Genomic DNA, 14,312 nt, shown 5'->3' on the forward strand with positions numbered 1-14,312 from the left:
GTGCAGCGAAGCAAACCGGAGGCGATGCGCCCGGATGGATCCCGGAGCGAAGGAACCCCGAGCCTTAGCGAGCGGGCCGAACGTTGGGGCAAGACTTTTTGGTTCCTTTTGAGGCGCTTGTCAAAAGGGACTCGCCGTAAGGGCGAAACCGCCAGCCGCAACACCCAAAGCTACGGATATCCACACCAAACAACCCACAACATGGTCGGCCCAAAGGCCGCCAAGCACACAAAAAAAAGGGCAACCGAAGTTGCCCAAAATGCCTTGCGTGCTCATCAAACCCAGAAAGACCTACTTCTTGCGCTTATTCGCATCTTTCCAGATAAAAAATCCAAACCCTGCAAAAAACAGAACCATGAGTCCTACGGTCAGAACCCCGGCAAACACCACGTTATCGAAAAACATGACTGTGGCCTCCTGGCCCCTGCTTTGCTGCGATGGAACTAAGTTAACCAATCACGCAGGCGCAGAAATTGACCAGGATCAAGTCCGGTCAACACAAAAGGTAAAGGCGGGAAAATAACTGATCTGCATCAAAGGATGCGGAGGGAGATCAACGCTTTTTCGGTTTCTTTTTCGGCTTTTTCTGGTTTTTTCCCAATGGCATCGCCTGCTCGAAGGCTTTGCGCACTTCGTTCAGGCGTTTCTCGTTGAGGTCATGCACCCGCTTGGCGCGTTCGGTGCTGAGGTCGATCAGTTTGTCGTCTTGGCTCATGGCGTTCGGCGCATCGCTTGAAGAAATCACAACTGCCGCATCGCCGGCAGGACTGCGCCAATCATGCCGCCTGACGCCAGCGCTGACCAGCCACAGCTCTACAACAAATCATGTAAATGAACTGATTCAGATCTCGATATCGACCCACAAGCCCTGACGTGGCTGATCTTCCATCAGCGGCACCACCGGCACGGTGTTGTCGGCATTGAGCTCGGTGCCAGGCACGGCGAGGTGTTCTTCCGGGTCTTCGTCGGCCTCGCGGCGACGGCGGTCGCGTTCCTGCTGGCGGCGCTGTTCTTCGCGCGCCTGCAGTCGATCCTCTTCCGGATCGCGCTTTTGCAGATCGATCGTGCTTTCGTTGGAGCTTTCCTGCACCGGCACCACCGGAGGAATGTCCGGCCGCTGGCGAATCGGGTCCTGCTGGGAAGTGATCGGCACAGCGCTCAGGGGGAGCATCGGTGGCAGCATATAAAGGGTCTCCTGTCAGCAGGCTATCGGCTTGGGCGAAGCTGGCTTGAGCCGCTGGTCGCAAACTTGTGACCGGGTTGGCACTCACAGGTGCCCCTCTCCCTCATAAAACCAACGCATGACCGCCTCTTGCCTCAGCTTGCGGCGCGTAGCTAAAAGCTTCCAACTGCTCCTAATCCTTTGGCCTCGGGGCCTCATTCCGTTAAGATAGCCCGCTTTTTCAAGGTGGGAGTCAGGCAGCATGGCGCAGCAGTATCAACCGGGGCAACGCTGGATCAGTGACAGCGAAGCAGAGCTTGGTTTAGGCACCGTTCTGGCACAGGACGGCCGCTTGTTGACCGTGCTTTACCCGGCCACTGGCGAAACCCGCCAGTACGCGCTACGGAATGCGCCGCTCACCCGCGTGCGGTTCTCGCCGGGTGACACCATTACTCACTTCGAAGGCTGGAAGATGACCGTGCGCGAAGTCGACGACGTCGACGGGCTGATGGTCTATCACGGCCTCAACGGGCAGAACGAAGCGGTTACCCTGCCGGAAACCCAACTGTCGAACTTCATTCAGTTCCGTCTGGCCAGCGACCGTCTGTTCGCCGGGCAGATCGACCCACTGGCGTGGTTCTCCCTGCGCTACAACACCCTGGAACACACCAGCCGCCAGTTGCAGTCCTCGCTCTGGGGCCTGGGCGGCGTGCGTGCGCAACCGATCGCGCACCAGTTGCACATTGCCCGTGAAGTCGCCGACCGCATCGCGCCGCGGGTTCTGCTGGCCGACGAAGTGGGTCTGGGTAAAACCATCGAAGCCGGCCTGGTGATCCATCGCCAGTTGCTCTCGGGCCGCGCCAACCGCGTGCTGATCCTGGTGCCGGAAAACCTGCAGCATCAGTGGCTGGTGGAAATGCGCCGCCGCTTCAACCTGCAGGTTGCGCTGTTCGACGAAGAACGCTTCATCGAAAGCGATGCCGCCAACCCGTTCGAAGACACCCAACTGGCGCTGGTGGCGCTGGAATGGCTGGTCGACGACGAGAAGGCGCAGGACGCTCTGTTCGCCGCCGGTTGGGATCTGTTGGTCGTCGACGAAGCCCACCACCTGGTCTGGCACGAAGAAAAGGCCAGCGCGGAATATTCGCTGGTCGAGCAACTCGCCGAAGTCATTCCTGGCGTGCTGCTGCTCACCGCCACCCCGGAACAACTCGGCCAGGACAGCCACTTCGCCCGTCTGCGCCTGCTCGATCCAAACCGTTTCCATGACCTGGCCGCGTTCCGCGCCGAGAGCGACAACTATCGCCCGGTGGCCGAGGCCGTTCAGGAACTGCTCGACAAGGGGCGCCTGTCGCCCCAAGCGCACAAAACCATTCACGGCTTCCTCGGCAACGAAGGCGAAGCGCTGCTGACCGCGGTCAACGATGGCGACACCGAAGCCAGCGCCCGTCTGGTGCGTGAGCTGCTCGACCGCCACGGCACCGGCCGCGTGCTGTTCCGTAACACCCGCGCCGCCGTGCAGGGTTTCCCTGAACGCAAACTGCACCCATACCCGCTGCCGTGCCCCGACGAATACCTCGAACTACCGCTGGGCGATCACGCCGAGCTGTACCCGGAAGTCAGCTTCCAGGCCCAGCCGGACGCCAGTGAAGAAGAGCGCTGGTGGAAATTCGACCCGCGTGTCGAGTGGCTGATCGATCAGCTGAAAATGCTCAAGCGCACCAAAGTGCTGGTGATCTGCGCCCACGCCGAAACCGCGATGGATCTGGAAGACGCCCTGCGCGTGCGCTCCGGCATCCCGGCCACGGTGTTCCATGAAGGCATGAACATCCTCGAGCGTGACCGCGCCGCCGCCTACTTCGCCGACGAAGAGTTCGGCGCGCAGGTGCTGATCTGCTCGGAAATCGGCAGTGAAGGTCGCAACTTCCAGTTCGCTCACCACCTGGTGCTGTTCGATCTACCGTCGCACCCGGACCTGCTCGAGCAGCGTATCGGCCGTCTCGACCGGATCGGCCAGAAGCACATCATCGAGCTGCACGTGCCGTACCTGGAAACCAGCCCGCAAGAGCGTCTGTTCCAGTGGTACAACGAAGCGCTGAACGCGTTCCTCAACACCTGCCCGACCGGCAACGCCTTGCAGCATCAGTTCGGCCCGCGCCTGCTGCCGCTGCTCGAAGAAGCTGACGACGGCGAGTGGCAAGCGCTGATCGACGAAGCGCGCACCGAGCGCGAGCGTCTGGAACAAGAGCTGCACACCGGTCGCGACCGCCTGCTGGAACTCAACTCCGGGGGCGCTGGCGAAGGTGACGCGCTGGTCGAGGCGATCCTCGAGCAGGACGATCAGTTCGCCCTGCCGATCTACATGGAAACCCTGTTCGACGCGTTCGGCATCGACAGCGAAGACCACTCGGAAAACGCCCTGATCCTCAAGCCGAGCGAGAAGATGCTCGACGCCAGCTTCCCGTTGGGCGACGACGAAGGCGTGACCATCACGTACGATCGCAATCAGGCACTGTCGCGCGAAGACATGCAGTTCATCACCTGGGAACACCCTATGGTGCAGGGCGGCATGGACCTGGTGCTGTCCGGCTCGATGGGCAACACCGCCGTCGCGCTGATCAAGAACAAGGCACTGAAACCGGGCACCGTGCTGCTGGAACTGCTCTACGTCAGCGAAGTGGTTGCCCCGCGCTCGCTGCAACTGGGCCGCTACCTGCCGCCGGCCGCGCTGCGCTGCCTGCTCGACGCCAACGGCAACGACCTGTCGCCACGGGTCTCGTTTGAAACGCTGAACGATCAGCTGGAAAGCGTACCGCGTGCCAGCGCCAACAAGTTCATCCAGGCCCAGCGCGATCAGCTGACGCCACGGATCAACGCTGGTGAAGACAAGATCACCCCGCGTCACGCCGAGCGCGTGGCCGAGGCCCGTCGTCGTCTGGCTGCCGATACCGAAGAAGAACTGGCGCGCCTGACCGCGTTGCAAGCGGTCAACCCGACCGTACGCGACAGCGAACTGGATGCGTTGCGCAAGCAGCGTGAACAGGGTCTGGCAATGCTCGATAAAGCGGCGCTGCGTCTGGAAGCGATCCGGGTGTTGGTGGCGGGCTAAGGCCCCTGCTCCACCGTTGTAAATGAAAAGGCCCGCAGTGATGCGGGCCTTTTTGTTTGTCTGCTGTTTATCGGGTGATGCTGAAGGCCCTATCGCGAGCAGGCTCACTCCTACAGTTGGAATGCACTCCCCTGTAGGAGTGAGCCCGCTCGCGATAGCAATTATGCAGTCGCCACAGCAACATCAGGCTCACTCACCGCCACCAACCCCTCCCTCATCCGCTGCGCATCGCGCACAAAACACCGCGCCGCCAGAAACAGAAACACCATGGTGAAGAACAGCGCAACCGGGATCAGGTACATCGCGTCATGCAGCCCCACCGCCTTGAACGCCTCGGTCATCTGCTCAGCCCCCGCCGAGAACATCGCCGATTTGGCGAAGTGATCCGACAACGCCCCCACCACCACCGGCCCCAGTCCGCCGCCGAGCAGATACAGTCCAGCAAAGAACAGTGCCATCGCCGTAGCCCGCAGGCGCGGTTCGACCACGTCCTGAATCGCCGTATAGACGCAGGTGTAAAAGTTGTAGGCAAACAGCCAGCCGACGCTGAACACCGCGACGAACACGCCGATCTCGACCCGCCCTGCGTGCAGCGCCCACGCTGTGCACACGGTCGAGATGATCAGGCTGAAGCCGGCAAACAACAGCCGGCCATTGGCGACCCGCTGATGAATCTTGTCGGCGATCCAGCCGCCGAGGGTCAGGCCAATCAACCCGGTAACGCCGACAATCACCCCGGTCGCCACGGCGGCCTCCTGCAACGGCATCAGGAAATACCGTTGCAGCATCGGCACCAGAAACGAGTTGCAGGCATAGGTGGCGAAGTTGAAGCACAAACCCGCCATCACCAGCCAGAGGAAGGTCGGCACCGCGAGAACGCGGCGGATCGGCTTGTCGACTCGCTCCTGCGAGACCTGCACGGTTTCCGCCGCACCGCGCTTCGGCTCTTTAATGAAGAACATGAATATCGCCAGAATCAGCCCCGGCACCGCCGCAATAAAGAACGGCGCACGCCAGCTGTCGAACGCCTTGACCATCGCGCCGATGGTGAAAAACGCCAGCAGCAGGCCCAACGGCAAGCCGAGCATGAAAATGCCCATCGCCCGTGCCCGGCGGTGCGCCGGGAACAGGTCGCCGATCAACGAGTTGGCCGCCGGGGCGTAACTGGCCTCGCCAATGCCGATGCCCATGCGCACCAGCAGGAAACTCCAGAAACTGCCGACCAGACCGTTGACTGCCGTCAGCGCGCTCCAGGTTGCCAGACCCCAGCCCATCAGTTTGCTGCGCGAACCGGTATCGGCCATCCGGCCTAATGGCAGGCCGGCAATCGCATACACCAGAGTGAATGCAGTGCCGACGATCCCCAGCTGGAAGTCGCTGAGGTGCCATTCCATGCGGATCGGCTCGATGATGATCGCCGGAATGGTGCGGTCGAAGAAATTGAACAGGTTGGCAAGGAACAACAGGAACAGAATGCGCCAGGCATTCGCCGCTTGGGTCGAGTTCTGCATGGGTCCGTCTCTTTATTGTCATGGGGCTTCACTGCCGTCGCATCCGAGCCCGGAACCTGCAATCTAGACAGGCGGATCGGGGCTGTCTGTGATCATTCGCAAGCCTGATGTCGGGCCATGGCACTGTAACGAAACGTAAGCCCTTGATAACTCAGCAATCCCCCATAAACCGGGGCTTTCACGGCAAAACCCGGCTACAAAAAAATACTTTCGCGCCCCCCTTCCCAAGTTCACGGCGAAGCCTAGAATAGCCGCCGGATCCGTCCGGATTCGCCGATCAATCCCTTTGATGCCCTCCCCCATGTCCGAAGTCAGTCCGTGTCTGAATTGCGGTGCCTGTTGTTCCCATTTTCGTGTGTCTTTTTTCTGGGGTGAATGCGCTTCCTCCGGCGGTACGGTGCCCGATGAACTGGTCACCCAGATCAGCCCCAGCCGGGTGGCGATGAACGGCACCGACTGCAAATCGCCACGTTGCACGGCTTTGGTCGGCGAAGTGGGCAGCCAGGTGCAATGCTCGATTTACGAACAACGCTCCAGCCCCTGCCGTGAATTCGAGTCATCCTGGGAAAACGGCGAGCAGAATGTCGATTGCGACAAGGCGCGTGCCCGCTTCGGCCTGCCGCCCCTGCAACCGGACTGGGCTGAGATCCCCTACGACCAGAGCGCGTGACGCTTAGCGCCAATCGCTATGAGGCTCATGCCGAAATCGTTGAATGCAATGTGCCACTATCGCTTGCACTATAAAAACCGCCTCTATACTCCTCTCATTCGCCTGCGTTGAAGACGCAGTAGGGACGACTTCAGAGACGGGGCATGCTATGGAGTGGCTTGGTTTGCAGTTTGTTACCGAGCTGCCGGAGAGCGGGCAGGTCATTCTCGATTGCACACATAACCCCTTGCTGGTGCTGGTGGCCTATCTGGTCGCCTGCGCCGCGAGTTTTGCCACCCTCGACATGGCCGAACGGGTCGGCCATGCCGAAGATCCGGGCTCGCGACGGGTCTGGCGCTGGATCGGCGCCACCTGCCTGGCCGGCGGCATCTGGGCCATGCACTTCATCGCCATGCTGGCGTTCCAGACACCGATAGAAATCCATTACGACCTGGCGATCACTCTGTTTTCCCTGCTGATCGCCCTGCTCGCCTCGTGGCTGGCGATGCACACCTTGAGTCATCCGCAGCCCAGCCTGGTGCACTACCTGAAAACCGCCATCGTCATCGGACTGGGCATCGCTGGCATGCATTACGTCGGCATGGCGGCGATGCACTCGGTGGCCACCGCTTACTACCAGCCGCTGCTGTTCTGCCTGTCGATCGTGATTGCCATCGGCGCCAGCTTCGCCGCGCTGTGGGTCGCCGGTTGTTTGCGTGAAGGCAACGGGCGTTTCCTTCATTTGCTCAAATACACCGCCGCGATGATCCTCGGCGCCGGCATCATCAGCATGCATTTCACCGGGATGGCCGCGTTGGATCTGGTGTTGCCCGAAGGCGCAGCGCCGACCCTGAGTACCGAAACCAATCACCTGCAACTGGGCCTGACAATCGCGCTGATCATTCTGCTGATTCTCGGCAGCGCGATCAGCGCGGCGCTGGCCGACAAGAAGCTGCAAAGCAAGGAACACGACCTGCGCCGGGTCAACGCCCTGCTCAGCCAGCTCGATCAGGCGCGTATGTCGCTGCAACATGTGGCCAACTATGACGCCCTGACCAACCTGATCAACCGTCGCGGTTTCAACCAGATCTTCGCCGAGAAACTCAGCCAGAAAACCAGCGAGGGCGGCATGCTCGCGGTGATGTTTCTCGACATCGACCACTTCAAGCGGATCAACGACAGCCTCGGCCATGACGCCGGTGACGCCTTGCTCAAAGTCATCGCCAATCACATCAAAGGCTCGGTGCGCAGCCACGAAGACGTGGTTGCACGCTTCGGTGGCGACGAGTTCTGCATCCTGATCGGCCTGCATGACCGTGAAGAGGCGCGCAGCATGGCGCAACGGATCATGCTGAAAATGAAGGAGCCCATCGAACTGGCGGGGCGCCGTATGGTGATGACCACCAGCATCGGCATCAGCCTGTTCCCCGACGACGGCAGCACTTGCGACGAGCTGCTCAAGCACGCGGATCTGGCGCTGTATCAGTCCAAGGGAGCCGGGCGTAACGGCCTGCATTTTTTCAGTTCGAACCTGAGAACCCGCGCCAGCCTGGAGCTGCAACTGGAAGAAGAATTGCGCCAGGCCCTGCGTGAGGAAAACGGGCTGACGCTGTATTACCAACCGATCTTCGAACTGAAAACCGGCCGGGTCACCAAACTCGAAGCGTTGATCCGCTGGCAGCACCCGGTGCATGGCCTGCTGGCTCCGGACCGTTTCATTGCAATTGCCGAAACCAACGGCCTGATCGCCGAACTGGACAACTGGGTGTTGCGCAGAGCCTGCACGGACCTTGGCGAACTGACGCGCCATGGCTGCGACGAACTGAAAATCGCCTGGAACTGCTCGCCGCTCAACCTCGCCCGGGAAGAGCTGGCCGATGAAATCGAAAGTGCGCTGCGCAGCGCCGGGGTCGCACCCGAGCGGCTGGAACTGGAAGTCACCGAAAACGCGTTGATGGGCAACATCGCCAACACCCTGGTGCTGTTGCGGCAGATCCGCGCCCTCGGCGTGTCGCTGTCGATCGACGACTTCGGCACCGGCTATTCGTCACTGGCCTACCTCAAGCGCCTGCCGCTCAACACGCTGAAGATCGACCGTTCGTTCATCGTCGACATCCCCACGGCAACCGCCGACATGGAGATCGTCCAGGCAATCATCGTCATGGCCCACACCCTGCATTTGCAAGTGGTGACCGAAGGCGTGGAAAGCCTGGAGCAGTACGAGTTTCTTGAGCGTTCAGGTTGCGACTTCATTCAGGGTTACCTGCTCAGCCGTCCAGTGCCGCTGGATGAGTTACGCCCGGTGCTGGAAGAGATCAACCAGCGCAAACACTCCCACGCGGTCAATCCGCTGAGTCTGGCGCGCGGTACATTTGTACCAGTGTCGCTGGATCCTTCTGCAAAAAGCCCTGCGCCCCATGCAGGCGCATCAGTTGTGCGGCCAATCCGCTGATCGGCGTCGCCGAACCCTGTTCACGCGAAAACTTCACCGCAGTATCGAGGTCCTTGAGCAACGTACGCACGTGCCATTTCACCGGCTCGAAACGGCTCTCGGCCATTTGCGGGGCGAGGATCTGCAACGGTCTCGAATCGGCAAAACCACCGGCCAGCGCTTCGGCGATCAGGCTGGCATCGACCCCGGCCTGCTCGGCCAGCGCCACCGCTTCAGCAATCACCAGCGCATTGCAAGCGACGATCATCTGGTTGCAGGCCTTGGTCACTTGCCCGGCGCCGATGCCGCCCATGTGGGTGACGCGCTGACCGAGGTTGAGCAGCACCGCGCGTACTCGCTGCAGATCCGCCGCTGCACCGCCAACCATGATTGCCAGGCTGCCCGCCTCGGCGCCGACCACCCCGCCGGACACCGGTGAATCGAGCCAGGCCATGCCAGACCTGTCTGCCAACTCGGCCGCCATCTCGCGAGTGGCGGTCGGTTCGAGGCTGGAAAAGTCCACCAGCAACTGGCCTTTTTTCGCCCCTTCAGCGACGCCGCCGACACCAAACACCACCTCGCGCACCACCGCCGTGTCGGCCAGACAGAGCATCACCACGTCCGCGTGTTCGCACAGTTCAGCCGGGGTCGCTACCTGCCGGGCGCCGGCTTCGACCAATGACGCGCACTTGGCCGGGTTGCGATTCCACACGGTCAGCGGGTAACCCGCCGCCAGCAGACGGTGGCACATCGGCAGGCCCATCAGGCCAATTCCGGCAAAGCCCAACGGAGGTAGCGTTGACATCATTTTGCCTCTTTTCGATTAAAGATCACCGAATAATGGCCGATTCATGAACGATCAGGAAAGGATTCCCCCGCGCGACGATCAGGCCAAGCCCCTGACGCCCGGGCCAAATACGCGCAGTCAAAGACGCGAGATCCTCTTTCCGTGAGGCTCGATGACAACGGTCGCCGAGCCAACCCTGTCCAGGTATATGGCGCACAATGACTTCTAAAAACAATCCCGCCACTGCGGTATCCGACCTGACTCTGAGTCCTGCGGCGAACAGCCCGGCACCGATGAAGCCATTGCCTCCTTCGCGCCCGCTGGGCACTCACCAATATCTCTATTACACCGAAACCAACACCGACCGCATCCTCGACAACCTCGATGGCCTGCGTGACCTCGTATTCCCGCGCCCGCCGCACCTGGAAGGCGACAACGAGCAGCACAACGACCAGGAATTCCCGTCGGTGTGCCTGATCGGCCTCGGTCGCTGCGGCTCCAACATCGCCCTCGACGTCGCGGAACTGGTGTACAACGCACGCAAGTTCTACCTCAACGAATTCAACAATGAAGACCGCGCAGCGGATCGGCGACTGGCCGACAAGGGCTACAGCCCGGCGCAGTGGATCAAGAACAACCTGCGGATCGGCCCGAACAAATCGAGCAAACCGGTGTTTCTGGTCGAACCGCTGGTAATGCTCGGCGACCTCGACAAGGACATCGCCGGGCGCATCCGTTTCTCGCGCAAGGGCGAGAAAAGCGGGTTCCTGCGCGACTACAGCAAAATGAAGATCATGGACTTGTCCGAAGTCCACGCCGGTGGCGCCGGTAACGCGCCGATCCTCGGCCAGTACCTGGCCAAGATCATCCTCAACAAGGACACCCAGCGCTTCTCCAGCCCCGACTGGAAAATGATCCACTCGTACCTGATCGACAGCTGCGGCATCAAGGCCAACCAGTCGCGCCTGTACTTCTCGATCTTCAGTGCCGGCGGCGGTACCGGTTCGGGCATGGCCTCGGAATTCGGCCTGGCCCAGCAGCACTCGTACATGAACAAAACGTTCGACACCAAGCCGATGGACGAGCATGACGGCAAGAGCGGGCATTCGTTCGTGTTGGAGCCGATCTTCACCAGCGGTATCTGCGTGCTGCCGAACATTTCCGACCACCGCAGCGAAATGTCCGAGGCGCTGCACATCAACGCTGGTCGCCTGCTGTGCAAATACCTCTCGGAAGAATGGGATTTCTCCTATAACTTCGCCAATGAAGACAGCAGCGAAGCCAGCGTCATGGGCCGCATCCGCCCATGGAACGCGATGATGCTGATCTCCAACGACATCATGCGTTACGCCGAAGAGAGCGATGACGGCAACATCCAGAACATTGATGTCAATGCGATGGAGAAGCACGCCAACCAGTACATCTCGCAGCAGATCTTCAACATTCTGACGGCGCAGGCGGTGACCACCGACTACGACCAGAACTACTTCCGTCGCGCCGGCATCGACATCGGCGAAACCATTCGCCTGGACGCCAACGACCTGTTCATGAGCCTGGCCGGCCCGGTGGCGATTGCCTACGCCGAATCTGTGGTGCCGGAAACCCCGCCGCCGAGCAGCGACAAGTTCAAGGTGTTCGACAAAGAGCCGCAGCGCCTGAACATCGACGACCTGTTCTTCCGCTCGATCGACTTGCCGCACTTCAACAAGGTTACCCAGGCGATCGAAGGCATCAGCCTGCTGCCGATCGAATCCAAGCGTTATCGCGCCTCGCTGGAGCAGTACAAGAATTCCGGCTACGACGCCGCCGCCCTGCACGACCTGCACTTCTTCAAGAACTGCTCGTCGGTGGTCTCGATCGTCTCGCTGCCCAAAGACTACAAGCTGTCCTACATGGACCTGAACCGGTTGAAGACCCACCTCAACAGCCTGTTCCCCAACACCACGCTCAAGCGCTACGCGCTGGTGATCGGTGCGTCGGCCAACCTGTCGCTGACCACCCTGATCGCCAAGAGCCCGTGCCTGTCGGACGACTTCCTGACGTTGATCGTGGCGTTCATCAAGCGCTGCTTTGCGAAGACCCCGTACCGTTTCGACGAGACCCTGGACAACTCGATCCTCGACTTCATCATCAATGAAGAATTCGACGAAGACCGTATCGACGATCTGCTCAACGAGTTCGAGAACCCGGCGAAGATCCTCGACACCAACTGGTACGCGATCAAGCCGATGTACGAGAAAAAGTACCGCGAGCTGATCAATGACAAAGACAAGTTCGTCTCGATCAATGACATTCGTTTGTCGCGTGATTGCGTGAAAAAGTCGATCAAATATCTGCGCGAGATTTATCGTCACCGGATTGGCAAGACCAAGGTTATTTCGCTGAATAACCATACGGGCAAGACGTTCACGGTCTGATCACGAACCGAGTCGCCCCCTTCGCGAGCAAGCCCGCTCCCACGATCGTTCCCACGCTCTGCGTGGGAACGCCGCCCGGGACGCTCTGCGTCCCAATGCGGACGCAGAGCGTCCATTGATGCATTCCCACGCGGAGCGTGGGAACGATCATATCCAGAAACAATTAAGCAGCCGTTAGGCTGCTTACTAAACTGTTCCCGTTACGTTTACGTCACCGTGATGCCACCCACGCATGTGGCATTTCTCTACGGCAACGTGCCATCACGCTACTCGGCTACACACTTTCCTTCGCACGACGCTCGCACCATCTAAGTGCAACCACTCAGGCGGGCGCCCTTTCCTGGATCAGAATCCACGGACTCACCACCACCGCCCACAGCTCGGGATCGCGCTCGAAAAGATCCAGCGCCCGCGTTTCAGACAGCTTGGCGACCTTGTCTTCGGCCAGCCAGGCGGCGACTTTCTCGCCATCATCCGATGCCACGGCCTCAGCGGCGGCGATCAAATCCAGGGCTGGATCGACCCACAATAGGGCACCCTTGGCAAAGAACGGCTCCAGCTCTTTCCAGGTAATAGATGCGGTTTCACCAAGCAGCTTGGCATAGAGGGTGCTAGGTTCTTGATTCATGGGACTGTCCGGAAAAGAAATCGACGCGAATGATAACGTCGGTGGTCCGGCAGAAAAACCCGGTTGCAAAACGCTTCACCGAACGAAAAGAGCAGGAACGCCAAGGAATGCTGTGTTTGGGGCATAAGCCCCTCGAAAGCCCCGCCGCAATTCTGTATTTTTCATTCAAAAATGCGACACCCACAAGTTTTGCCCCCTGGCGCCAGCTTCCCAGGCCAACAACCGGCGCTCTACACTGTACCGGTACAGTTGCCGGGGGCATTTCCGGAGGGTATCGCAAAGATATCTGACCCGGTTCTGCTGCTACGGCGCCAGAACTCAAAAAAAATTACAACAGTAAGAGTGGAGCACTATGACTAAGGCTACTAAGCAGATTTCCAAACTGTTTGCCGCTATGGTTCTGGCCGGGGTTGCCAGCCATTCGTTCGCAGCTGACACCATCAAGATCGGTATCGCCGGCCCTAAAACCGGCCCGGTAGCCCAATACGGCGACATGCAGTTCAGTGGCGCGAAAATGGCCATCGAGCAGATCAACGCCAAGGGCGGCGTCGACGGCAAGAAGCTCGAAGCCGTTGAATACGATGACGCGTGCGATCCGAAACAAGCCGTAGCGGTCGCGAACAAGGTCGTCAACGACGGCGTCAAGTTCGTGGTCGGTCACCTGTGCTCCAGCTCCACTCAGCCTGCTTCGGACATTTACGAAGACGAAGGCGTCGTGATGATCACCCCGGCTGCGACCAGCCCGGACATCACCGCCCGTGGTTACAAAATGGTCTTCCGCACCATCGGTCTGGACAGCGCCCAGGGCCCTGCCGCCGGTAACTACATCGCCGACCACGTGAAGCCGAAAATCGTTGCCGTACTGCACGACAAGCAGCAATACGGTGAAGGCATCGCTACCGCGGTGAAGAAAACCCTCGAAAGCAAGAACGTCAAAGTGGCGGTGTTCGAAGGCATCAACGCTGGCGACAAGGACTTCTCCTCGATCATCTCCAAGCTCAAGCAAGCCAACGTCGACTTCGTCTACTACGGCGGCTACCACCCGGAGCTGGGTCTGATCCTGCGTCAAGCCCAGGAAAAAGGTCTGAAAGCCAAGTTCATGGGTCCGGAAGGCGTGGGTAACGACTCCATTTCGCAGATCGCCAAAGAGTCCTCCGAAGGCCTGCTGGTGACCCTGCCGAAATCCTTCGACCAGGATCCGGCCAACGTTGCCCTGGCTGATGCATTCAAGGCGAAGAAAGAAGATCCGAGCGGCCCGTTCGTGTTCCCTTCCTACTCGGCGGTTGAAGTGATTGCCGGCGGTATCACCGCAGCCAAATCCGAAGACCCGGCAAAAGTGGCCGCAGCCATTCACGCAGGCTCCTTCAAGACCCCTACCGGCGACCTGAGCTTCGACGCCAAGGGCGACCTGAAGGACTTCAAATTTGTGGTTTACGAGTGGCACTTCGGCAAACCGAAAACTGAAGTTTCGCCTCAGTAAGGCGCGCCCTGACTGACTGCCAATAAAGCCCACGGCGTGCCGTGGGCTTTGTTTTACGAATGTATGGGCCGCGCTGGCGTGATCCGCCAGTCTCCCCACCTGAAAATCTCAAAACCGTCATCAGCGGTTCGCTGGCAA

11 protein-coding genes are annotated in these 14,312 nt (G+C 60.1%); 5 read left to right on the forward strand and 6 right to left on the reverse strand.

The features are described from left to right. Window positions 1-291: 291 nt before the first annotated feature. The 3 genes from ccoM to PseAD21_RS25565 form a co-directional block, all read right to left on the reverse strand. Window positions 292-405: a cytochrome c oxidase subunit CcoM gene (ccoM, locus tag PseAD21_RS30175; protein ID WP_003222396.1), complete on the reverse strand. Its 114-nt coding sequence runs from the start codon at window positions 403-405 to the stop codon at window positions 292-294. A gap of 148 nt (window positions 406-553) precedes the next feature. Beyond that, window positions 554-715, reverse strand: coding sequence for a hypothetical protein (locus PseAD21_RS29810; RefSeq protein WP_178082166.1), 162 nt, complete (start codon window positions 713-715; stop codon window positions 554-556). 126 nt (window positions 716-841) lie between these two features. Further along, the gene (locus PseAD21_RS25565; protein ID WP_102358557.1) at window positions 842-1,183 is read right to left on the reverse strand and encodes an aspartate-semialdehyde dehydrogenase; all 342 of its coding nucleotides are present in this window, start codon (window positions 1,181-1,183) and stop codon (window positions 842-844) included. 241 nt (window positions 1,184-1,424) lie between these two features. On the opposite strand from PseAD21_RS25565, the gene rapA reads away from it, so the two are divergent. Then, window positions 1,425-4,271 carry an RNA polymerase-associated protein RapA gene (gene rapA / locus PseAD21_RS25570; RefSeq protein WP_102358558.1) on the forward strand — a complete coding sequence of 949 codons (2,847 nt, stop codon included), beginning with the start codon at window positions 1,425-1,427 and terminating at the stop codon, window positions 4,269-4,271. A gap of 161 nt (window positions 4,272-4,432) precedes the next feature. On the opposite strand, the gene PseAD21_RS25575 is transcribed toward rapA, so the two are convergent. Then, window positions 4,433-5,782 carry an MFS transporter gene (locus tag PseAD21_RS25575; RefSeq protein ID WP_102358559.1) on the reverse strand — a complete coding sequence of 450 codons (1,350 nt, stop codon included), beginning with the start codon at window positions 5,780-5,782 and terminating at the stop codon, window positions 4,433-4,435. Window positions 5,783-6,083: 301 nt separating this feature from the next. Here PseAD21_RS25575 and PseAD21_RS25580 point away from each other — a divergent pair, with 301 nt between their 5' ends. Together PseAD21_RS25580 and PseAD21_RS25585 are read left to right on the forward strand one after the other, a co-directional pair. Continuing rightward, window positions 6,084-6,452 (forward strand): YkgJ family cysteine cluster protein, encoded by a 369-nt coding sequence (locus tag PseAD21_RS25580; RefSeq protein WP_102358560.1) that lies wholly within the window; start codon window positions 6,084-6,086, stop codon window positions 6,450-6,452. Between the two features lie 148 nt (window positions 6,453-6,600). Next, the gene (locus PseAD21_RS25585; RefSeq protein WP_102358561.1) at window positions 6,601-8,883 is read left to right on the forward strand and encodes a bifunctional diguanylate cyclase/phosphodiesterase; all 2,283 of its coding nucleotides are present in this window, start codon (window positions 6,601-6,603) and stop codon (window positions 8,881-8,883) included. On the opposite strand, the gene PseAD21_RS25590 is transcribed toward PseAD21_RS25585, so the two are convergent. Further along, on the reverse strand, window positions 8,774-9,670 hold the full coding sequence (locus PseAD21_RS25590) for an NAD(P)-dependent oxidoreductase (RefSeq protein WP_178082167.1): 897 nt from the start codon (window positions 9,668-9,670) through the stop codon (window positions 8,774-8,776). The two genes, PseAD21_RS25585 and PseAD21_RS25590, sit on opposite strands and share 110 nt — an antisense overlap. Window positions 9,671-9,867: 197 nt before the next feature. On the opposite strand from PseAD21_RS25590, the gene PseAD21_RS25595 reads away from it, so the two are divergent. Beyond that, the gene (locus PseAD21_RS25595) at window positions 9,868-12,066 is read left to right on the forward strand and encodes a hypothetical protein (RefSeq protein WP_102358562.1); all 2,199 of its coding nucleotides are present in this window, start codon (window positions 9,868-9,870) and stop codon (window positions 12,064-12,066) included. Window positions 12,067-12,388: 322 nt separating this feature from the next. Here the strand turns inward: PseAD21_RS25595 and PseAD21_RS25600 are convergent, their stop codons facing one another. Then, window positions 12,389-12,694, reverse strand: coding sequence for a DUF2288 domain-containing protein (locus PseAD21_RS25600; RefSeq protein ID WP_102358563.1), 306 nt, complete (start codon window positions 12,692-12,694; stop codon window positions 12,389-12,391). A gap of 352 nt (window positions 12,695-13,046) precedes the next feature. On the opposite strand from PseAD21_RS25600, the gene PseAD21_RS25605 reads away from it, so the two are divergent. Then, the gene (locus tag PseAD21_RS25605; protein WP_102358564.1) at window positions 13,047-14,174 is read left to right on the forward strand and encodes a branched-chain amino acid ABC transporter substrate-binding protein; all 1,128 of its coding nucleotides are present in this window, start codon (window positions 13,047-13,049) and stop codon (window positions 14,172-14,174) included. Window positions 14,175-14,312: the final 138 nt, after the last annotated feature.

Origin of the sequence: Pseudomonas sp. AD21 (assembly GCF_002878485.1) — a bacterium.
Lineage (GTDB): Bacteria > Pseudomonadota > Gammaproteobacteria > Pseudomonadales > Pseudomonadaceae > Aquipseudomonas.

Bases quoted from the DNA above. Each gene is read 5' to 3' on its own strand.
- PseAD21_RS29810 (WP_178082166.1), bottom strand. From the start codon at position 715: ATGAGCCAAGACGACAAACTGATCGACCTCAGCACCGAACGCGCCAAG.
- ccoM (WP_003222396.1), bottom strand. From the start codon at position 405: ATGTTTTTCGATAACGTGGTGTTTGCCGGGGTTCTGACCGTAGGACTC.
- PseAD21_RS25585 (WP_102358561.1), top strand. From the start codon at position 6,601: ATGGAGTGGCTTGGTTTGCAGTTTGTTACCGAGCTGCCGGAGAGCGGG.
- PseAD21_RS25590 (WP_178082167.1), bottom strand. From the start codon at position 9,670: ATGATGTCAACGCTACCTCCGTTGGGCTTTGCCGGAATTGGCCTGATG.
- PseAD21_RS25600 (WP_102358563.1), bottom strand. From the start codon at position 12,694: ATGAATCAAGAACCTAGCACCCTCTATGCCAAGCTGCTTGGTGAAACC.
- PseAD21_RS25605 (WP_102358564.1), top strand. From the start codon at position 13,047: ATGACTAAGGCTACTAAGCAGATTTCCAAACTGTTTGCCGCTATGGTT.
- PseAD21_RS25595 (WP_102358562.1), top strand. From the start codon at position 9,868: ATGACTTCTAAAAACAATCCCGCCACTGCGGTATCCGACCTGACTCTG.
- PseAD21_RS25565 (WP_102358557.1), bottom strand. From the start codon at position 1,183: ATGCTGCCACCGATGCTCCCCCTGAGCGCTGTGCCGATCACTTCCCAG.
- PseAD21_RS25580 (WP_102358560.1), top strand. From the start codon at position 6,084: ATGTCCGAAGTCAGTCCGTGTCTGAATTGCGGTGCCTGTTGTTCCCAT.
- rapA (WP_102358558.1), top strand. From the start codon at position 1,425: ATGGCGCAGCAGTATCAACCGGGGCAACGCTGGATCAGTGACAGCGAA.
- PseAD21_RS25575 (WP_102358559.1), bottom strand. From the start codon at position 5,782: ATGCAGAACTCGACCCAAGCGGCGAATGCCTGGCGCATTCTGTTCCTG.